The organism is Enhygromyxa salina (assembly GCF_002994615.1).
Taxonomy (GTDB): Bacteria; Myxococcota_A; Polyangia; order Nannocystales; family Nannocystaceae; genus Plesiocystis; species Plesiocystis salina_A.
Genome location: NZ_PVNK01000283.1, coordinates 13,388 through 33,865, shown reverse-complemented (window position 1 = coordinate 33,865; position 20,478 = coordinate 13,388). Strand labels below are relative to the sequence as shown.

The window sequence follows — 20,478 nt, the reverse complement described above, 5'->3', positions numbered from 1 at the left end:
CCGCAGCTGGGCCCGCCACGCCCCCGGTGCGGCAGCCCGACGACAAGCCGCCAGTCCGTCACCCGCCCCGCTCACGGCCGACCCTGATCTCCCACGGGGCGCCGCCCCCAGTCCGCCGGCCCGCCGCCGCCCAAGACCCGCAGCAATCGGCGGCCAGCTACGGCGGTGACGGCAGCGAAGCCCAGATCGACACCCACGTCGGCCCGCCGCCCACGGCCGAGGTCGAGGCCGAGATCGAGATCCCCGACGACGCGCAGCTCGAGGTCTCGGTCGACGAAGAGCCGGCACCGGTCGAGCGGCCACAGCCCGAGGCACGGCGCGCGCCGCCACACACGCCTGGACCGGCGCCGATCACGAGCGCGAGCCCCGATGAGGCCGCCCCGGCGACCGGCGACAAGCCCGAGGCCAAACCCCAGGCCAAACCGGGCGGCGAGAAGAAGCCCAGCGCCCTCGGGACCGCGCTCAAGCTGCTGCTCTTGACGATCCTGCTCGCCGTCGCCGGGCTGATGACCTGGTCGGTGATCGAGACCAACAACCCCGACCCCAGGCCGCTGCTGCAAGACAAGCTGGGCGTTGACCTCGGCGTCCCCGTCGAGCCCGCGCCCGAGGCCGAGGCCGAGGCCGAGACCAAAGCCGACGACAAGTAGCTCGCCTCTGGAGGTCGGGCGCTTGCAGGGCTTGATTGGGTCTTGCCGCGCCCGACGCCCGATGCCTTGTCGCCACAACTCGTCGTGGGCCCGATACAACTTTTTTCAGTAGCCTGTTGGTCGTGACCGATCCGGCTCAGCCCGCCGACGCCCACGCCGTCGCGCGGCGGCTCGCGGTGCTGCCCGAGCCGCAGATGCGAGTCGCGACGCTGTGTGAAGTGTTGCTGACCTGCGAGCCCGAGGCGGCCGCGTGGTTGCTCGACGCCCTCGCCACGGCCGGACGCGCGGGTGGCCCCCCCTACGACGTCAGCTTGCTGGCCGCGATCGAGCTCGCGGGCTCGGACCGCCTGCCCTACGAGGATCGCCGCGCGATCTTCGAGGCCGCCGAGCGCCACGGGCTCGAGTCGTGCAAGGAGCTGCTGTTCTCGACCGAGACCAGCGAGATCGACGAGCTCGCCGCGGCCCCCCGGCCCCTGACACCCGGCACGCGCCCCCTGACCCTCGGCGAGCGCAAGAGCCTGGCCCGCAGCTGGAAGCGAGACGTGCTCGAGCGCCTGCTCGTCGATCCTCACGCCGACGTCGTCGCCCTGCTCCTGCGCAACCCGAGGCTGACCGAAGACGACGTGCTCCGCCTGGCCACGGCCCGCCGCGCGAGCGCTGCAGTGCTCGAGCTCGTGCTCCACAACCGGCGCTGGAACTGTCGCCGCCGGGTCCGGCGCGCGCTCCTGCGCAACCCCCAGCTACCCGAGGCCGCGGCCTTGCGCCTCGTCGGCCTGCTCAACCGGGTCGAGCTGCGCGAGCTGGGCCGCGATCACAAGCTTCCGCCCCGCGTCCTCGCGGCGATCCACCGCCGCCTCGCCAGCCTCCAGTAAGGCGAGCAGGCAGGCGGGCAGACGGGCGAACGAGCACGCTCAGCTCGAGGCGGATTTTTTCTCGTTGGCCGGGGTCACGTCGATCTCGCCAGGCTTGGGCCGGGGCAGCGCCGCGTCGTCGTCGGACGCTGCGTCTTCTTCGTTCATCGACTTCATCTCTTTTTTGAACCCACGCAGCATCTTGCCGACGCTGGATCCAAGCTGGGGCAGCTTGGACGGGCCGAAGATGAGCACGACGATCAGGACGATGACGGCGATCTCCGCGGGGCCGAGGGTGAAACCCAGGAGCATGGGGACACGGTAGTCCTCTTCCGGGCGCTTTGCTAGCGTGGGGCCGATGGACCCGCTCACACCGTCGGACTCGCAAGGGCGGGCGTCCCGCTTTGTCTCGGACCACCGCGGCGGAGACAGCACGGAGGCCGCAGCGACGCGACGCGAGGGCAAACGAAGCCGCCCCCGCAGGCCTCGCGCACACGGCGCGGGGGTCCTGGCGATCGGCCTGTGGCTGTCGCTGACGTCGACGCTCGCCCACGCTGGGCCCGACGCCAAGCCAGACGCCAAGCCAGACGCCGAGGTCCGGGTCGCGCCGCCCGGGATGGAGCAGATCGGACCGAGCTGGGATCCCGATCGCGCGGTCTGGGCCGACTCCCGGGCGCGGATGCGGGTCCGGGGCGATCGGCCCGAAGGTGCGTCGATCCACGTGGCCTACGCGAGCCCGGATCGACGCTGGGACGAGGATCTCCGCCGCGAGCTCACCGCCTTCGAAGACACCGCGTTCCCCGAGGGCGCGGCCCCACGCCAGACGATCGTCGACAAGCCCCCGTCCGCGTGGATGGAGAAGCTGACCCTGCCCGACCTCCCGGTCCGCTGGAACCGGCAGACCGTCGACTACCTCCACTACTTCAAGGACGACCCCAAGGGCCAGCGCCTGATCGCCGCGTGGCTCAACCGCATGGGCCGCTACGAGCAGCGCCTCCGAGCGATCTTCGCCGAGGTCGGGGTGCCCGAAGACCTCGTCTACGTCGCGATGATCGAGAGCGGCTTCGACCCCAGCGCGAAGTCGTCGGTCGGGGCCGCGGGCATGTGGCAGTTCATGGAGCCGACCGGTCGGGTCTACGGCCTCGACGTCGAGTACTGGGTCGACGATCGCCTCGACTTCGAGCGCTCGGGCTACGCGGCGGCGACCTACCTCGCCGACCTCAAGACCCGGTTCGGGACCTGGGAGCTGGCGCTGGCGGCCTACAACGCGGGCTACGGGCTCGTGGTCCAGAGCATCCGGACCAACAACACCAACAATTTCTGGGCCCTGGCCGAGATCGAGAACGCCCTGCCCCAGCAGACCCGCAACTACGTGTCCAAGATCATCGCCGCGGCGATCGTCGGCCACAACCGCGAGGTCTTCAAGGTCAGCGGCACGCCCGAGCCGCGCCTCGATCTGATCGAGGTCAAGATCCCCGCCGGGACCCGGATCGAGGATCTCGCCAAGGCCCTCGACGTCGACGAGGATCTGCTCGCGGAGGTCAACGCCGCCTACCTCCGGGCCCGCGTCCCGCCCGAGGGTGGCCCGTCCGTCGTCCGGATCCCGCGAGCCAAGCACGCGGCCTTCGAGCAGCTCGACGGCGAGCTCGAGCCCCCGCCGGACCAGCGCTGGGCAACCTATACGGTCAAGCTCGGCGACGACCTCGACAGCATCGCCGCGCGCTACGGGCTGACCACCAAGCAGCTGCGCCGGCTCAACGCGGTCCACGACAGCGGCGAGGTCCGGGGCGGCGTCACCCTCGTGGTCCCGGCCGACGGCGCCCCCGACCCGAGCGCCAAGCAGCTGCCGCCGCTGGTCGCGGTCCCGCCGCTGTCGGTCCCGAGCGGCAGCCGCCTGGTGTTCTTCCGGGTCACGCGCGCGAGCTCGAGCACCGCGATCGCGTCCAGCTTTGGCGTCGCGTGGCAGCAGATCGTGAGCTGGAACGACCTCGATCCCGACGCCCGCCTCGTCGACGGGCAGATGCTGCAGATCCTGGTCCCCGAGGGGTTCAGCGCGGCCGCGGCCGGCGTCGAGATCGTCGAGCTCGGCGCGGCCCGCTACGTCATCCGGGGCACGGCCGCGCACCTCGACGCGGTCCTCGCCGAGCGCGAGCTCGTGCGCCGGGGCTACAAGGTCGACAAGGGCGACTCGCTCAAGAAGATCGCCAAGAAATTCGATCTCTCGCTCGGCTCGCTCGCCCGCATCAACGGGGTCCCGCGCAACAAATCGCTCGACAAGGGCGAGGTGATCCTCGTCTACGTGGCCAAGGGCAAGACCCGCGGCACGGTCACCGCGCCCGACCCGCGGCCGACGACCCTGACCGCCGAGATCGAGGTCGCAACGAGGCTCGACGGCGGCCCAAGCTCGACCGACAGTAAACCGGGCGCCCGCGAGGCCTCGACCCCCGAGCGCTCGCGGGTCCCGGGCAAGCGCTACGACAACGAGTGACCACTCCCGTGACCAACCTGCCCAGCTCCCCGCTGACCGTCGACGAGGCCGTCGCGCGGGTCCTCGACAGCGCGAGGCCCGACGCGATCGGCAGCGAGCAAGTCGGCGTCGAGGCGGCGATCGCCCGGGTGCTCGCCGAGCCCTGCCACGCCCGCTGGCCGCTCCCGAGCGCGCCGCTGAGCATCATGGACGGCTACGCGGTCCGCAGCCGCGACCTGCTCGAGGCCCGCGACGTCCACGACGCCGAGACCCTCGCCGTCGAGCTCCAGAGTGAACATGAGAGCGCGGCCGGCCACCCCTCGACCGCTGCGCTCGAGCCCGGGACCTGCGTCCGGATCGCAACCGGAGCCGTCGTCCCCGCGGGAGCCGACGCCGTCGTCCCCCAAGAGGACACCCGCCGGATCGAGCTCGGCGCGCGCGTGCTGATCGAGCTGTCCTCAACCGCCCTCGCTCAGGTCGAGCCCGGTCGCTGGATCCGCCCGACCGGCAGCGACGTCGCCAAGGGCGAGCTCTTGCTCGGGCCCGGAGCCGCGATCGGCGGGGGCGAGGCCTCGCTGCTCGCGGGCACCGGGCACGCCGCGGTCGCGGTCCGTCGCCGACCGATCGTCGCGATCCTCAGCAGCGGCGACGAGCTCGTTGCGATCGGTCAGACCCCGGCCCGGGGCCAGATCGTCTCGACCAACGCGATGCTGCTCGGCGCCCAGATCCGCGAGGCCGGCGGCGAGCCGCTCGCGCTCGAGACCGTGCCCGACACCCGCGCGGCCATGCGCGCGGCGATCGAGCGCGCGTCCGAGTCCGCCGATCTGCTCGTGACCAGCGGCGGCATCTCGGTCGGCGACCACGACCTCGTCCTCCCGGTCCTCGACGAGCTCGGCTTCGAGCTGAGCTTTCGCAAGCTGGCCCTGCGCCCGGGACGACCGACGACCTTTGGCCACCTGCCCCGGGCCGGGGGCCAGCCGCTGCCGGTCCTGGCCCTGCCCGGCAACCCGGCGAGCACCCTGGTCGCGTTCGAGCTCCTCGCTCGGCCGCTGGTCCGGGCCCTGTCGGGCCTCGCCCGCCACCGTTGGCAGCGCCCGCGTCGACTCGTCGAGCTCGCGAGCCCGGCCGAGGGCGACCGCCGCCGCGAGCACTTCGTCCGGGCCACGATCGACGCCCATGGCCGCGCCCGCCCGCTGGCCAAGCAGCTGTCGGGGGCGCTGCGCTCGATCGCCGACTTCGACGCCCTGGTCCGAGTCCCCGCCGGCCGCGATCGCGTGGACGCTGGCGAGGAGCTCGAGGCCTTGATCCTGCGCGAGTGAAGACCATGAACAACGACACGACGCCGCCCCCCGAGCCGCGCTCGCTGACCCACGTCGTCGCCGACGAGGACGAGGGCGAGCGCGCCGACGTCGTCCTCGGCCGCAGGATCCCCGCGCTCTCGCGCCGCCAGGCCCGAGCCCTCGCCCGGGCTGGCAAGCTCCGCGTCGAGGGTCGGCGCCAGCCGCCAGCGACCCGGGTCCGCGCCGGTCAGCGCCTCGAGCTCGACCTCCGGCTCAGCGAAGACCGCGACGCGCCCACGCTCGACGAGCTCGAGATCCTCGCCACGAGCGACGACTTCGTCTACGTGCTCAAGCCCGCCGGGGTCCACACCGTGGCCCTGACCCCCGCGCAGCCCGGCGTCCTCGCCACGGCGCTCGCCGCCCGCTTCCCCGAGTGCGCCGACGCGTCCGAGGATCCGCGCGAGGGCGGCGCGATCCATCGCCTCGATCGGCCGACCTCGGGGGTCGTCGCGTTCGCGCGCTCGCGCGCGACCTGGGAGCGCGCCCGAGCCGGCTTTCGCGACGAGCGCTTCGCCAAGCACTACCTCGCCGTCTGCACCGCGCTCGACGACGCCGCCCCCTGGCCACCGCCCCTGCCCGAGGGCGGCCTCCGCGGTTGGATCGACCCGCTCGGGCCGGCGAGCGCGCTCGACGAGGCCCTCGCGGCACCCGGGCTCGAGCCGCTGCTCGACGCCCTCCAAAGTGGGAGTGAGCGCCTCCCGGACCTCGCCGGCGACGCCGTACGAATTCGCGCAGCGATCGGGCCCGATGGCCCCAGGCGCAGCGCGGTTCGGCTCGATGGCCGTCGAGCGAGCACCGTCGTGGTCCCGCTCGCCCATCGCGGATCCCAGCGCCTCGTTCGCCTCGTGCTCGAGACCGGGCTTCGACACCAAGCCCGGGTCCACCTCTCGTGGGTCAACCTGCCGATCCTCGGTGATCGGAAGTACGGTCGAGTCCGCGCACAAGAGGGATCGACGCCGGGCACCGCGATCCACCTGCACGCTTGCGCGATCGATCTTTCGGCCGTTTTTCCCGGAGAACGACCCATCTACACCGATCCGCCCCCCGGTTTTTGGCCGCCGGCTTGAACCTCGATCGAGACGGGCCAACGAGTCGGCCGGTCGTGTTATGTTGACCTCAATGCGCGTCCGCTACTTCGGGCACACCGACGTGGGCATGAAGCGCTCGCACAACGAGGATGCATTCCTCGCCGATCCCGAGCTCGGCCTGTTTGTGGTCTGCGACGGTGTCGGCGGTCGGGCCCGCGGCGAGATCGCCAGCCGCGAGGCCGTCGACTTCATCTGGGAGTGGTTCAAGCGCGAGGAGCAGACCCTCGAGCAGCTCGCCGAGGAAGGCCACGGGCCCGAGAGCGTCGGCAAGTTGTGCCAGCTGATGCGTGGCGCGATCCAAAACGCCACATACATGGTCCACTCGCTCGGTTTGCTCAACCCCGATCAACGCGGCATGAGCACGACCGCCTCGGCCTTTTACGTGACGGGTTCGCTCGGCATCGTCGGCCAGGTCGGCGACTCGCGGGTCTACCTCTCCCGTGACGATCGCGTGTCGCAGCTGACCGAAGATCACACCCTGGTCAACTATCAGCTCAAGCACGGCCTGATCACCCCGGAAGAGGCCAAGAAGTCCCGGATCCGCAACGTCATCACCCGCGCCGTCGGCCACAAGGACTACGTCGAGGTCGACACCCTGCCGATCCCCCTGTTTCCTCGCGATCGCATCTTGCTGTGCTCTGACGGCCTCCACGGCTACCTCGACGACAAGGCCCTGGCCAACATCATGGCCCGGGACGTCCAGGAGGCGGTGCTCGAGTCGATCCGCTTCGCCAACGGCGAGGGCGGCTCCGACAACATCACCTCGCTGCTCATCGAGTTCGTGGATTAGGAGCTTGTTGGCTTGGCAAGCGGGACCGGCTAGGGTCAACCGCGATGGACAATTTCTCGACCCGCGCAAACGCCAAGACCATCCCGATCGTCGCGTTGACCCGCAACGCCTACAAGGGCTGGGTCAAGGGTCAGGGCAAGAGCGCCCAAGCCTGGCTCAAGGCGACCGCGTACACGGCTGACGCCGGCAAGATCGCGCTGATGCCGGGCCGCGATGGCTCGCTCAAGCGCGTCGTGCTCGGGCTCGGCAAGCCGACCCGCGATCCGAGCAAGGCCGCGATGTGGTCCTTCGCGGTGCTGCCGGCCAGGCTGCCCAAGGGTCGCTACCAGCTCGAGGGCGAGCTCGACGCGCAGCTCGCCCACGACGCCGCGCTCGGCTGGGCGCTCGGGACCTATCGCTTCTCGCGCTACCTGACCGGCAAGGCCAAGGACAAGACCTTCCCCTCGCTGGTCTGGCCCGCGGGCGTCGACCGCCGCGCCGTCGCCCGGGCCCGCAACGCGATCTTCCTCGGCCGCGATCTGATCACCACCCCGGCCGGCGACCTCGGCCCGAGCGAGCTCGCCGAGCAGGCCGTGGCGATCGCGACCGAGCACGACGCCGAGATCGACTCGATCGTCGGCGAGGAGCTACTGAGCGCCAACTACCCGGCGATCTACGCGGTCGGCATGGGCAGCCCCCGGGCCCCGCGGCTGATCGATCTGCGCTGGGGTGACGAGGACGCGCCCAAGCTCAGCCTCGTCGGCAAGGGCGTCGTGTTCGACAGCGGCGGCCTCGACCTCAAGAGCGCCTCGGGCATGAAGCTGATGAAAAAAGACATGGGCGGCGCGGCCTCGGTCCTCGCGCTCGCGCAGATGGTCATGGACGCCAAGCTGCCCGTCCGCCTGCGCGTGCTCATCCCCGCGGTCGAGAACGCGATCTCGGGTGAGGCCTTCCGCCCGCTCGACGTGCTCGAGACCCGCAAGGGCATCACGATCGAGGTCGGCAACACCGACGCCGAGGGCCGCCTGATCCTGTGCGACGCGCTCGCCGAGGCCGACAGCGAACAACCCGACCTGCTGATCGACTTCGCGACCCTGACCGGGGCCGCCCGGATCGCGCTCGGGACCGAGCTCCCGGCCATGTTCTCGACCGACGACGAGGTCGCCGCCGACATCCTCGCCGCCGGCACCGAGACCATCGATCCGCTCTGGCGCCTGCCGCTGTTTCGCAGCTACCGCCGCCACCTCGACAGCCGCGTCGCCGACATCAACAACATCGCCAACGTCAGCCAGGGCGGAGCGATCACCGCCGCCCTCTTCCTCCAGGAGTTCGTGTCCAGCAAGACCAAGTGGGTCCACATCGACACGATGGGCTACAACCTCCACGCCCGGCCCGGGCGACCGGCGGGCGGGGAGGTGTTCGGCGTCCGCGCGATGTTCGAGATGCTCCGTCGGCGCTACGCGGGCTGACGCGCGGCCGCGGAGCGCTCGTCATTTCGCTGGCGCGAAGAACTGGGTGGTGAGCCGGCGCAGCTCGTCGACCCAGCGGACGATGTGCCGGCCATTTTCCCGCGACCACCACGCCAACCACGCGACCGCCCGCACGAGCGCGACCTCGCTGACCTCGCGGAAGAAGCGGTCCCACGCGAGGGCTCGGCCCGAGTCGCGGCAGTACTGATCGTGATAGGCCCGCCACATCGCCACACGACGCTCGCGCGTCCAGTCGCCGGCGCTGATGTCGGCGAGGTCTCGATAGAGCGGGCCGTGAGCGACGGTCTCCCAGTCGAGCACCGCGATCTGGCGGTCGGGGGACCCCCGGCGGACGACGATGTTCTTGGCGGTGTACTCGCCGTGGATCACCCCCCAGGGCTGCTCGTCGAGCGTATCGACGAACTCGTCGTGGAGCTCCAGCGCCCGCCGGATCACGGCCCGCTGCTCGACCGAGACCTCCGCTAGCCGGGCGGTGATCTGCGCCGCGTGCTGGCGCGACTCGGCGATGTCGTGACGCATGAGGGCGGCCTCGCCCCCGGCGAGATCCTTCAGCGCGAGGTGCAGCCGCGCCGACCACCGGGCCGCCGCCAGCCACAGGTCGAACTCCCCCACCCGGCTGAGCCGCTCGGGGCCGACATCCTCAATCAGCAGCCACAGCAGCCCGCGCTTCGGCTCCCAGCGGTGACCGTACAAGCGCGGCGTCGCGAGCCCCTCGCTGTCGAGGACCTCGCGGTACATCCACAGCTCGCGGCGGCTGCGGCCGAGCCCGGTCCGGCGGACGCTGCGGGCCTCGACGGACTGGTGCAGGGGGTTGAGGTCCTTGAGGACCACCGCGAGCGGCTCGCCATCGTCGAGCACCGCGCGCAGCCGCGCGACCGCGAAGCTCGACCCGTAATCGTTGTGCGCCGGGTTCAGCTCACGCAACGCGACCGCGCGACCGCGCTGGGCCGAGAGCCCCTGCTCCAACGACTCCCGCACCAGCGCGAGGGTCGTCTCTCGGCCCGAGCTCGTCATGGCAGCCCCGGCCCGAGATCGGTCATCAGCTGCTCGAGCCGTCCGACATGACGGCGCAGCTTCCGGACCGAGCGCGCAACGGGCGGATAGGGCAGCGACACGCTCGCCCACTCGATCGCCGCCACGATCCGCAGCGCCCGTCCGGCGAGCGTGGCCCGCTCGATGTCTGCGTCGGAGCATCCCCAGGCGCGCCCGACCTCCGCGGCGTAGGGGCCCAGGATCAGCGGCCGCGGATCGGCGTACGCGTACCACAGCGCGCCGAGGTCGATCGCCGGGCTGCCGTAGCCAGCCATCTCCCAGTCCAGCATCACCAGCTCGAGACCCGCCGAGCTCGTCCGCAGCCGGCCATTCTTGGCGGCCAGGTCACCGTGAACCAGGGTCGTCGGCATCGCGTCGGCGAGCCCCGCGAGCTCGGCCCATCGAGCGAGGAGGGCGTCCGACAGCGACACGAGCCTCCGCAGCTTGCGGCGGTCCTCATCAGCCACGCGAGGTTGATCCAGCGCATCGTGGACCCGCTCGAGCGCGACCTCGAGTCGGGTCCGGAACCGACTCGCGTGTTGACTCGGCAGCGGCCAGCCGGCGGTGGCCGAAGCCGCCGCGGCGGCGACGTGGAAGCGACCCAGCCAGGTCGCGACGACGCCGCCGTGGTCGTCGTCGAACGCGCGCTCGCCCGCGTCCTCGAGGAACAACCAACCATCGCGGTTGGACTCCACCGCGCCGTAGAGCTGGATCCGCGGCACCGCCAGGCGCGGTAGAACCTGCTCGTGAGCGACCCGCTCGATCTCGAAGACGGGCCGCGAAGCGTGCTTGGCGATCACGTCGCCCCCGGACACCCCGGCGCCGCACAGCCGGTAGATCGCCGAGTTGCGCGAGAAGGGTCGCGGCTCCCGGATCGGGGCGACCGCCCGGACCGGCTTGGCTGAGATCCGCGCCCAGGCAGTCGCCGCAGGATGACGCGCCTGCTCGGCGACCGCGACGGGGCGTGGGTCGGCAGCGGGGGTCGGCTCGCGCGGCTCGGGCTCGGCTCCCCTTGCCACCTGGGCCGGCCCAGTCTCATCGGGCCCAGTCTCATCGGGCCCAGTCTCATCGGGCCCAGCCTCATCGGGCCCAGTCTCATCGGGCCCAGTCTCATCGGGCCCAGTCTCATCGGGCTGCGCGACCGCGACGCCGCGCGCACTTCGGCTGCGAAGCTGGTCCCAGGCCGCGACCCAGCCGCCGAGCGCCACCGCGTGGTCGCGCTGGATCTTGCGCGCGAAGACCAAGGCCGCGAAGAGCAGAGCGGCTGCGGCGATCCAAGCCTCGCCGTGCGCAGCGGCGACGGCGAGCGCGAGCGAGACCAGCGTCGACACGCGCGCGAGGATCGCGGTCCGAGGGCGCGCGGCCGCACGAATGAGCTGCTTGCCCTGACCGTGCTCCTCGACCGCGACCACCGTCCGCAGGTAGCTACACAGCCCGCCGCGCAATTCGAGATCCCAGTCGTCGAGCTCGCCCCCGCGTCGCACGATCACGCCCTGAGCCCGCACCGCGCCCTCCAGTCGCTCCAAGCGACGCTCGGGAGACTCCCACGACTCGGCCCAGATCGGCTCCTGCGCCGGCCTGGCGCGCGCCAGCGTGGAGGCCCTTCCCCGCCGCCGCCACGGCGTCAAGCCATGGCGGATCCGGCCGGTCAAACGCGCGAGCGGCTGGACGAGGTGCATGCAGAAGGTCAGCAGCCAGCGCTGCAGCGCCTCGCCGCGCGAGCGAGGGGCGACGGGAAAGCGCGCCCGGGAGGCGGCGATCGCCGCCTGAGTGAGGGGAGCGGCGATCGCCAGGCACACGGCCGGGACCACCAACAACAGAGGCGGCCACGACAGGCCGAGGAGCGCGAGCGCGGCCAGGGCTGCGATCACCAGCCACCACTCCGGCATCAGCGGAAGCGCCAGCAACCCCGATGGGGCCGGCTCATACAATGACTGATAGGCCGCCGAGCCCCAGACGCCGCCGCGGACCCGCGCGCGACCAAAGGGGATCGCAAGCTGGACGCCCCGCCCATATAGCCGACCGGCCCAGGCGAGGTGACCGACCGCGCTGTAGCGCTCGGGCCACTTGTCCTCGAGCAGCGCCTCGGCCTTGCCGTAACCGATTTGCTGACGCCAGTAGGCGATCAAGGAATTGCGACGATGATGCCAATTCATCGCCCCGGCGTGAAAGCCGATGCGGCCGCCGCTTTCCTGCAGTCGCCAGCACAGATCGACGTCGTCGCCAGCCGCACGATAGCGCGGGTCGAAGCCGTCGATCGCCGCGAGGGCCTCGCGCCGAAAGGCCATGTTGCAGCCCGGTATGTGCTCGGCCTCAACGTCGGAGATCAGGACCTGGACCGGGCCGCCGGGCGCGTTGGCCACGCAATCGGCGATCGGGCCGTCGCCGGGAGGCGCGAGGTTTGGGCCGCCAACGCCGACCCAGTCGCCGGTCGTGAACCCATGGGCGAGAAAGTGCAGCCAGTGCGGATCGGGGTACGCGTCGTCGTCGATGTAGGCGACGATCTCGCCCTCGGCCGCCTGCCAGCCGAGGTTGCGCGCCGCCGAGAGCCCGCGGTTCTCGGTCCTGATCAGCCACACCTCGGGGTACTCGGCCACGATCTTTGGCGTGGCGTCGGTTGAGCCGTCGTCGACGACGATGACCTCATAATCCGGGTATTCGAGCCGCCGCAGGCCTCGCAGCGTGTCGCGAATTGTCGCCGCGCCGTTGAAGCTGCACACGACGACGCTGATCCGTGGCCACGCTTCGTCGGCGGCGAAGGGGACCTCGACGAGGGCCCGACGGACCGCCGCGAGCGCGGGCTTGGCCTGGCGGTCGCGGGTCACCAGGCCGAAGTCCCAGTCCTCGATCTCGCAGCCACCGCGGTGCCACTCGTCGGTCCACGCAAAGATGAACGCCCCGGCGCAGCCCGCCGCGAAGGTCGTGCGCACCTGCCCCGCGAGGCCCCTGGCCTGCTCGTCGAGGCCCTTGCGCTGGCTGTCGAGGCCGATCTCGGCCATCAGCAGCGGCCGGTCGCCGGCCAGATTCTGGAGCCGAGCGAGGTAGGCCGCGAGCTGCTCGTCACACTCGAGGTAGACGTTGAAACAGCACAGATCGAGGAACGGGAGGTTTAGATACTCCGTGGTCGGAAAATTCACGTAGGTGACCAGCCCGTCCGGGTCCTCGCGCTTCGCCGCTCGGTAGAGACGCCGCAAGAACCGCTCGACGCGCCGCCGCCCGTGCCAGCGCACGATCGAGGCAGGGATCTCGTTGCCGATCACGTAGCACAGCACCGCCGGGTGCCCGGCGCAGCGGCGGACCCCTTCGCCGACACGGCGGGCGATGTCCCGCGCCCGGCCGGGGTCCTCGAGGAAGGCGACATGCTGCTCCCACGCCAGCCCGACCATCACGCGCAGCCCGTGGCGCCAGGCGGCGTCGAGCAGCCGCCGGGGCGGCGCGGTGTAGCAGCGCACGGCGTTGACTCCGTTGGCCCGCATGGTCGCAAAGTCGCGCTCGAGCACCGCGTCGGGCGGGTAGTCCTCGCCCTCGGTCTGCCCGGCGAAGGTGCCGTAGGTGACCCCGCGGACCCACAGCTCGTGGTCGCCGATGACCAGGAATTTTCCCCGGACCCGCGGGCGCGGGCCCGGCCTCGAGGTCCGAGCCAGCTCGTCGGCGATCGCGGCCTCGCGCCGGCTCGCAGCCCGTGGGGCCGGTGTTGTGCGGGCACCGTCCATCATGCACCCGAGCGCGCTGCGTCGCGGCCAACCGGGCGTGGCGCGGCGTGTTGGGCCCGGGCCTCGCCCGAGCTCTGCGCGCGGGCCCAGCGGATCGCCGTGCCCACGATCGTCGCGAGACCGGAGCACAGCGGCCGCCACCCCAAGAGCTCGTAGGCCCGCTCGGGTGCGGCGACCAGCGCCGGAGGATCGCCGGCGCGGCGAGGAGCGATCTTCGTGTCGAGCTCGCGCCCCGTCAGCTCTTCGACGGCGCTCACGATCTCGCGGACCGAGTAGCCGCAGCCGGTGCCCAGATTGCAGGCCGTGGTCGCGCCCCCGGACTCGAGGTATTCCAGCGCGTGCAGGTGGGCGACCGCCAGATCGACCACGTGAATGTAGTCGCGGATCGCGGTCCCGTCGGGGGTCGGGAAGTCGTCGCCGAAGATGCTCAGCGCCGCCCGCCGACCCAGAGCGGCCTCGATCGCCAGCGGGATCAGGTGGGTCTCCGGGTCGTGGTCCTCGCCAAGCTCACCCTCGAGATCTGCGCCCGCGACATTGAAGTAGCGCAGGGCGATCGTCCTCAAGCCGTAGGCCCGATCGTAGTCCCGCAATATCTGCTCGATCATCTCCTTGCTGTGACCGTAGGGGCTGACCGGACTCCGCGGGTGGGCCTCATCGATCGGCAGCCGAAGCGGTGCACCGTAAGTGGCGCAGGTGCTGGAGAACACCAGCTTGTCGACCCCGCCCGCGCGAAGCTCCTCCAGCAGGCTCAGGGTGCCCACGACGTTGTTATGATAGTACTTGGCCGGGTTGACGACCGACTCGCCGACGCACGCGTAGGCTGCCAGGTGGATGGCGGCCGTCGGTCGGTAGCGGGCGATGACTTCGGCGAGGCGCGAACGATCTCGAATGTCGCCGTGCTCGAGCGGCCCCCACTTGACCGCCCATTCGTGCCCCGAAACGAGGTTATCGTAGGTCACCGGGAGGTAGCCCGCTCGGGCCAGCGCCTTGCAAGTGTGGCCTCCGATGTAGCCCGCACCACCAACAACGAGGATATTGTGATTGTGACCAGGTGCCATCGTATCGCCATTAGGCCGAAGCAATTATCGCCATCTGACCCAGGCATTTTCATAGCACTCATTGTCACCCGCGCCACGCTGAGTTGATCGGGTCCGAGGCGCCAACTGCGGCCGCGGGCCTTCTGACTGCAGTCGTTCCATACTGCACATTCTCGACGAGCGCCCAACCACTCCATGCCACTCGAGGTCGACAGCGCCAAACCGATTGACGCCCTCGCGGAGGTCCCCGACGCGGGCCTCCCCGATGCGCTCGTCAACGATCTTCACCCGCTCCTGCGCGAGGGCGAGGTCCTGCTCGGCGCGGCCACCAGCGACATGCTCGTGACCGGAGATTTCGGCGACGCCTGCCTCGTGATCACCGACCGTCGCCTGCTCGCGCTCGGCACCGCGACGAGTCGGTTGGCGAAGGTGCTCGAGCTGCCGATGGCCGAGATCACGGCGCTCGAGCGCCGTCGGTTTCGCGGCTGCGGGCTCTTGGAGGCGCACACACGCAGCGGCGCCATCACGGTCGCCTGGTTCACCCGAGCCCACCAGGCCGGGTTCGATAAAGCGGCCGAGCTCGCGAGGTCCCTGCTCGGGCCGCCGCCCGCCAGCCACCTCGACAAGGCCCCCAGCCCGAGCGGCCGCCGCAGCGACGGGCCCGACGGCGACCTCCAGGTCTGCGCCAGGTGTGGAAAATCCATCTCACCCAAGGTCGGCGTGTGCACCGAGTGCCTCGACTCCCGACGCCTGATGGGCCGGCTCATGGGGCGAGCGCGGCCCTACCTGCTCCCGATGTCGGTCGGGCTGCTGCTCATGCTGCTCATGGCCGCCATCGAGATGACCCAGCCCTTGCTCACCAAGGTGCTCATCGACCGCGTCATCCCGGACGGCGACCTCCGGCTCTTTGTCTGGATCGTCGTCGCGATGGTCGCGGTTCACAGCTCGAGCTCGCTCTTTTCGGGCATACGCGCCTACCTGATGGGGTGGCTGAGCCAGCGCGTCACCCACGACATGCGCACCCAGCTCTACGCCCACGTCCAGGGCTTGTCGCTCGACTTCTTCGATCAGCGCCAGACCGGCTGGATGATGGATCGGATCAGCAACGACACGAATAATCTGCAGCGCTTCCTCTCCGAGGGGTTTCAGGACTTCATCCGCGACGTCACGACCCTCGTGATCATCGTCTCGATCATGTTCGCGATGAATGTCTCGCTCACGCTCGTCACCCTGCTCCCCGCGCCCTTCCTCGTCCTGCTCACGCGACGTTTCGTGCGGCGCATTCAGCCGCTCTACCGCACGGCCTGGCGCAAGCGCGCGCAGATGAGCGCCCACCTAGCCAGCGTCATCCCCGGCGTGCGCGTGGTCAAAGCCTTCGCCCAGGAGCGCCGCGAGATCGAGCGCTTCGCCGCCAGCAGCCGCGACTACATGAACGCCCACGTCCGGACCTCACGCAAGCTCGCGACCTTCAGCCCCTTGATGCACTTCACCACCTCGCTGGGCTTCGTGCTGGTCTGGTCCTACGGCGGCTGGCAGGTGATCTCGGGCGAAGCGGTCACCCTCGGCACGCTCGTGGCCTTCATCAGCTACCTGTGGCGCTTTTATGGCCCGCTCAACAGCCTCAGCAAATTTAGCACCTCGGCCCAGCGAGCCCTGACCTCGGCCCAGCGGATCTTCAAGGTCCTCGACTCCGAGCCCAGCGTGAGAGACCCGGCCGACGGGCGCGAGATGCCGGCGATCCGCGGAGCGGTGGCGTTTCGTGAGGTCAGCTTCAGCTACGAGGCCGACGTCCCCGTGCTCGAGGGGCTCTCCTTCGAGGTCGACAGCGGCGAGATGATCGGCCTCGTCGGCCCGAGCGGCGCAGGCAAGAGCACGACCATCAACCTCCTGTGTCGCTTCTACGACGTCAGCGCGGGCTCCATCGAGATCGACGGCGTCGACATCCGCTCGGTCACGCTGGCGAGCCTCCGCCGCCAGATCGGGGTTGTGCTGCAAGAGCCCTTTCTCTTCCACGGCACCATCGCTGAGAACATCGCCTACGGCCAACCCGACGCGACCCACCAGGAGATCATCGAGGCCGCCCGCGCGGCCAATGCCCACGACTTCATCGTGCGCTTCCCCGACGGCTACGACACCCTCACGGGCGAACGCGGCCAGCGCCTGTCCGGCGGCGAGCGCCAGCGCATCTCGATCGCCCGCGCGATCCTCAAGGACCCCCGAATCCTCATCCTCGACGAAGCCACCTCCAGCGTGGACACACAGACCGAAGCGGTCATCCAGGAGGCCATCGCCCGGCTCGTCCGCGGTCGCACCACCTTTGCGATCGCCCACCGCTTGTCCACGCTGCGCAACGCCGACCGGCTGATCGTGCTCGACGAGGGTGTGATCGCCGAGCTGGGCACCCACGAGGAGCTCCTCGCCAAGCAAGGAGGCATGTTCAGGCGCCTCGTGGACATCGAGACCCGCAGCGACCCGACCGCAGCGATCGGAGCTTGACCATGCCCAGCGCCGCCCCGCCCGCCCCTGTCAGCAAGCTCGAAGGCATCCGGCTCTGGCGCGACGCCTTCAACAAGCTGCACCTCGAGCTGGCCAACGGTGCCGTGGTGAGCGGCGTCGTGGTCGTCAGCCCCTTCCCCCTCTCGGCGCCCGATCGCTGCGTGCTCGTGCGTGACCCGGCGGGCGCGGAGCTGGGCATGATCGCCGATCTCGACGAGCTCGACCCCCGCTCCCGCGCGCTCGTTCGCGACGAGCTCGCCCACCAGCACCTCACCACCCTCATCCTGGGGGTCGTCGGGGCCACGGGCCACCGCGGCGTCACCACCTGGGAATTCGAGACCGAGCGAGGCCCTCGGACCGTGCACATCAAGCAACGCGGCGACGTCCGCACCCTGCCGGGCGGGCGGGTCCTGTTCACCGACGTCAACGGCATGCGCTACGAGATCCCCAACATGGACGCGCTCGACGACGCGAGCCGCTTGTCGCTCGAGGCGAAGATGTGACGGGGCGCGGCGCGGGTCGAAGGCCGGGGCCTGAGCTGCGCACGAGCTGCTAGCCCCCTCGGGAGGGGGCTAGCAGCCCGGGCTGCTAGCACCACGGGCTGCTAGACAGCGGGGCGCTAACGACAAAGATCAGCCGCAGGCTTCGTTGGCCGCCTGTGGCGTGCCGAAGTCGCCGTCACCGAAGTCCAGGGTCGAGAAGCACCAGTTGCTCGGATCGTCGTTGGCCGTCGCGTCGATCGAGCCGCTGTCGAGCTGCCACGACGCGCCCGTGCCCGCGGGCCCGGCCGCGTACTTGCCGGTCTGGTCGAGGATCTCGTTGTTGTTGAGGATCACCGCCTGATCGTCGCCGCTGTTGTTGAAGGCCGGGTTGGGCCCGTAGTAGCCGTCGGCGGGGCTCGAGTAGAGCCAGTCCATCTCGGGGCCCCGGCCGAGCCACGCGTACTCGCCGTCGGCGAGGATCAGGTCGCCCGAGACCGTGCCCTCGGCCATGAAGTTCTCATCCTGGACGCGGAGCCCGAACAGGTTGACCTCGAGCCCGCTGTCGTTGAAGACCTCGATGTACTCGCAGTTGTTGTCGTCGCAAGTCACGGGGTTGTACATGATCTCGGTGATCACGAGATCGCCCGGGACGAGGTCGTCGATGGTCGCAAAGGGAGGCGGCGGCGCCTCCACGTAGCCCTCGAGATCCTCGACGAAGCGCGGCGCGAGCTTGAACTCACCGCTGAAGTTGAGGATGCCCTGAATCGCCGTGAACGAGGCCCCGACGCCGAAGCTCGGGAAGTTCATCGGGTCGGCGATCACGCTGTAGAGGTAGTCGTCGATCAGCGCGAGCTCGCCGTCGCTGATCTCGAACTCCTGGCCGCCGGGCAGCGCCGTGACGTCGAGGGGCATGCCCTCGATGCGCAGGTAGACGCTCTCCCACGGCTCGGCGAGGTCGCTGGTCGTGACCACGTCGGGCGCGGGGATCGGCATGAGCACGCCGAGGTCGCTGACGGTGCCCGCGCTCGCGTCGATCTCGGTGATCTCGCCGAACTCGGCGGTCGTGCCCTCGATGTCGACGAGGTCGCCGATCTCGAGGCTCATGATGTCCGGGCCCATGTTGCCGACGTAGACCCAGACGCCGCTGTACTCGCCACCGGCCTCCTCCTGGGCGAAGAAGCCGTTGCTGCGGACCGCCGTGACCCAGACACCGTCGACGTCGACCGGGGTGTCCTCCGGGATCGTGCCGTCTTGGATCTCGTAGATGGTGTCGTCGCCGTCGCCGTCTCCGTCGCCATCTCCATCGCCGTCTCCGTCGCCGTCGCCATCTCCGTCGCCATCTCCGTCGCCGTCGCCGTCGCCGTCTCCATCCCCGTCGCCGTCGCCGTCTCCATCCCCGTCGCCATCGCCATCGCCATCGCCATCTCCGTCGCCCGGATCTCCGTCGCCGTCTCCGGTGTCACCGTCGCCATCCCCGTCTCCGTCCCCGTCTCCGTCTCCGGTCGTGTCGGTGTCGGTGTCGGTGCCGGTTGCGGCGGTCACATCATCACCGCCGCAACCGGGCGTGAGGATCAGACCAAGAGAGATCAAGAGCGTGCTCGCGTATCCGTACTTCATGGCGAGCGCACGCTACATGCTCGCGCGGCCCACGAAAATCCTGTCGGGTTACACTCGGGGCCCACCGAGGCAACGGTTCTCACATGCCCGCCACCACGCTGACGAACAGCGGAACTCGACTCGAGACTCAGCGCGCCCGAGCAACGCGGCAGCTCGACTCGAGAAGCGCAATTTGGGTGTTGGCGCATACGGGTCTGCTCGCGACCACCGCGATTTGCGCCTGCCTCCCGCCACCACCGGAGGTGCTCACTCCGGCCGCGAGCGTGTCCGGGTCCGAGATCTCTTCAGAGCGCTGTGTACGCTACGCGGGCGAGGCGAGGGATCCAAGCTTGCTCGGGACGCCCTGGGCTGGCGAGGCGCGCTGCTGCGAGAGCGACTTCGGCTTTGATCCGGAGCTCGCCGTGCGCAGCTGTGGCCTGCGGGAGTACCTCGGCGAGTCCGAGGAGCTCGCGTGCGTGCACCGCTTCGCCGGGCCCGAGGGCGAGGTCCACGAGCTGCGGCTGACGCCCGTGATCGGGCGCGAGTTCGAGGCCGTGATCGCGCTGCACGAGAGCGGTGAGTTCGACGACACCCACGTCGCCGGTCCGCCCCCCGAGCACCCGAGCCTCTGGATCTCGAGCGCGGGCGAGCGGCACTGGGCGCTGGTCCCGGGCTGGGACGCGGCCCGACGCCTGAGCTGGACCGACGCCGCGTGCAGCCCCGCCGACATGCTCCCCGCCCTCGCGGGGATGCTCGACGCGCCCGATCCGAGCGAGGCCCTGACCCCGCTGCCGCGCATCGGCGAGCCCGAGACGACCGGCCTCGAGGTCCCGCCCGACAGCTTGCTCGCCCGCTACGCAGACGCAGACACGACCCAGCCCGGCCCCTACCCCCTGCCCCATCGCGCGGCGTCGCTGATCGCCCGCACCCTCCACGCCGCGGCCACCGAAGACCGCGACGCCTTCTCGAAGCTGGTCGCACGCGACGCGAGGTGGGGCCTGCCGGACCGACGACAGCTCGCGAGTCGGCCGATCCGCGCCGACGACGAGGCGGCCGCGGTCATGGCCATGCTGCGGCGCAGCGCGGCCCGGATGTCGGGCCAGCTCGAGCTCCATTGCCCCGACATCGATCGCCGCGTGGTTCCGGCGGTTCGGCGGGGGGAGGCGCCAATGTGGTGCGTGTGGGCGAGCGAGGATCTCCTCGACCTGATCGTCTTTGGTGTCCGAGGCCGCGTCGTCGACGGCGGCGCGGACGGGCAGATCGAGTACATCGGCGTGTTCCCAGATCGGCCCGCGCGAGCGCTCGTGACTCCCGGCGAGCCGCCGCCTCCGCCGATCCGACCCCAGCCCGAGATTCTGTGCGGCGATCCCCACGCGGTCGACTACCCCGAGCTGTGCCCGCCGAGCGACTCAGACGAGAGTGGGTCAGACCAAAGCGGCTCGGACCAAGGCGGGTCGGCCGCGAAGTAGC

Annotated in this window: 14 protein-coding genes and 1 pseudogene; 10 read left to right on the top strand and 5 right to left on the bottom strand. The window is 70.6% G+C overall.

All coding sequences use genetic code 11. From position 1 onward, the window contains the following. Together ENSA5_RS33045 and ENSA5_RS33040 are read left to right on the top strand one after the other, a co-directional pair. Positions 1-647 (top strand): annotated as a pseudogene (locus ENSA5_RS33045) (hypothetical protein); the annotation flags it as partial. A gap of 122 nt (positions 648-769) precedes the next feature. Beyond that, entirely contained in the window at positions 770-1,519 is a 750-nt protein-coding gene (locus tag ENSA5_RS33040) for a hypothetical protein (protein WP_146156374.1), read from the top strand. A 39-nt stretch (positions 1,520-1,558) separates the two neighbouring features. On the opposite strand, the gene ENSA5_RS33035 is transcribed toward ENSA5_RS33040, so the two are convergent. Continuing rightward, on the bottom strand, positions 1,559-1,810 hold the full coding sequence (locus tag ENSA5_RS33035; protein WP_106395709.1) for a Sec-independent protein translocase subunit TatA/TatB: 252 nt from the start codon (positions 1,808-1,810) through the stop codon (positions 1,559-1,561). A 46-nt stretch (positions 1,811-1,856) separates the two neighbouring features. Between ENSA5_RS33035 and ENSA5_RS33030 the strand changes: the two genes are divergently transcribed. Genes ENSA5_RS33030 through ENSA5_RS33010 form a run of 5 tightly spaced genes read left to right on the top strand, consistent with a single transcriptional unit; the run spans position 1,857 to position 8,631 of the window. Next, entirely contained in the window at positions 1,857-3,986 is a 2,130-nt protein-coding gene (locus tag ENSA5_RS33030; RefSeq protein WP_106395708.1) for a LysM peptidoglycan-binding domain-containing protein, read from the top strand. Continuing rightward, positions 3,983-5,284: a molybdopterin molybdotransferase MoeA gene (locus ENSA5_RS33025; RefSeq protein ID WP_106395707.1), complete on the top strand. Its 1,302-nt coding sequence runs from the start codon at positions 3,983-3,985 to the stop codon at positions 5,282-5,284. The genes ENSA5_RS33030 and ENSA5_RS33025 overlap by 4 nt, the downstream gene beginning before the upstream one ends. Before the next feature lie 5 nt (positions 5,285-5,289). Continuing rightward, positions 5,290-6,372 (top strand): pseudouridine synthase, encoded by a 1,083-nt coding sequence (locus ENSA5_RS33020; RefSeq protein WP_106395713.1) that lies wholly within the window; start codon positions 5,290-5,292, stop codon positions 6,370-6,372. Positions 6,373-6,424: 52 nt separating this feature from the next. After that, a complete protein-coding gene (locus tag ENSA5_RS33015; protein ID WP_181198407.1) occupies positions 6,425-7,183 on the top strand; it encodes a PP2C family protein-serine/threonine phosphatase in 759 nt (252 codons plus the stop codon). 44 nt (positions 7,184-7,227) lie between these two features. Further along, positions 7,228-8,631, top strand: coding sequence for a leucyl aminopeptidase family protein (locus tag ENSA5_RS33010; RefSeq protein ID WP_106395705.1), 1,404 nt, complete (start codon positions 7,228-7,230; stop codon positions 8,629-8,631). 21 nt (positions 8,632-8,652) lie between these two features. Here the strand turns inward: ENSA5_RS33010 and ENSA5_RS33005 are convergent, their stop codons facing one another. The 3 genes from ENSA5_RS33005 to galE are packed head-to-tail and all read right to left on the bottom strand — an operon-like array spanning position 8,653 to position 14,455. After that, positions 8,653-9,630, bottom strand: coding sequence for a phosphotransferase (locus ENSA5_RS33005; RefSeq protein WP_146156373.1), 978 nt, complete (start codon positions 9,628-9,630; stop codon positions 8,653-8,655). A gap of 32 nt (positions 9,631-9,662) precedes the next feature. After that, on the bottom strand, positions 9,663-13,400 hold the full coding sequence (locus ENSA5_RS38695) for a glycosyltransferase (protein ID WP_181198406.1): 3,738 nt from the start codon (positions 13,398-13,400) through the stop codon (positions 9,663-9,665). Next, entirely contained in the window at positions 13,397-14,455 is a 1,059-nt protein-coding gene (galE, locus tag ENSA5_RS32990) for a UDP-glucose 4-epimerase GalE (RefSeq protein WP_106395703.1), read from the bottom strand. The genes ENSA5_RS38695 and galE overlap by 4 nt, the downstream gene beginning before the upstream one ends. A gap of 174 nt (positions 14,456-14,629) precedes the next feature. Between galE and ENSA5_RS32985 the strand changes: the two genes are divergently transcribed. Both ENSA5_RS32985 and ENSA5_RS32980 read left to right on the top strand, forming a co-directional pair. Then, complete coding sequence (locus ENSA5_RS32985; RefSeq protein ID WP_106395702.1) at positions 14,630-16,930, top strand: ABC transporter ATP-binding protein; 2,301 nt, start codon at positions 14,630-14,632, stop codon at positions 16,928-16,930. A 2-nt stretch (positions 16,931-16,932) separates the two neighbouring features. Beyond that, positions 16,933-17,433, top strand: coding sequence for a DUF1854 domain-containing protein (locus ENSA5_RS32980; RefSeq protein WP_106395701.1), 501 nt, complete (start codon positions 16,933-16,935; stop codon positions 17,431-17,433). Positions 17,434-17,562: 129 nt separating this feature from the next. On the opposite strand, the gene ENSA5_RS32975 is transcribed toward ENSA5_RS32980, so the two are convergent. Beyond that, positions 17,563-19,029 (bottom strand): lamin tail domain-containing protein, encoded by a 1,467-nt coding sequence (locus tag ENSA5_RS32975; RefSeq protein WP_106395700.1) that lies wholly within the window; start codon positions 19,027-19,029, stop codon positions 17,563-17,565. Positions 19,030-19,205: 176 nt separating this feature from the next. On the opposite strand from ENSA5_RS32975, the gene ENSA5_RS32970 reads away from it, so the two are divergent. Further along, the gene (locus ENSA5_RS32970; protein ID WP_181198405.1) at positions 19,206-20,477 is read left to right on the top strand and encodes a hypothetical protein; all 1,272 of its coding nucleotides are present in this window, start codon (positions 19,206-19,208) and stop codon (positions 20,475-20,477) included. The last annotated feature ends 1 nt before the right edge of the window (position 20,478 follow it).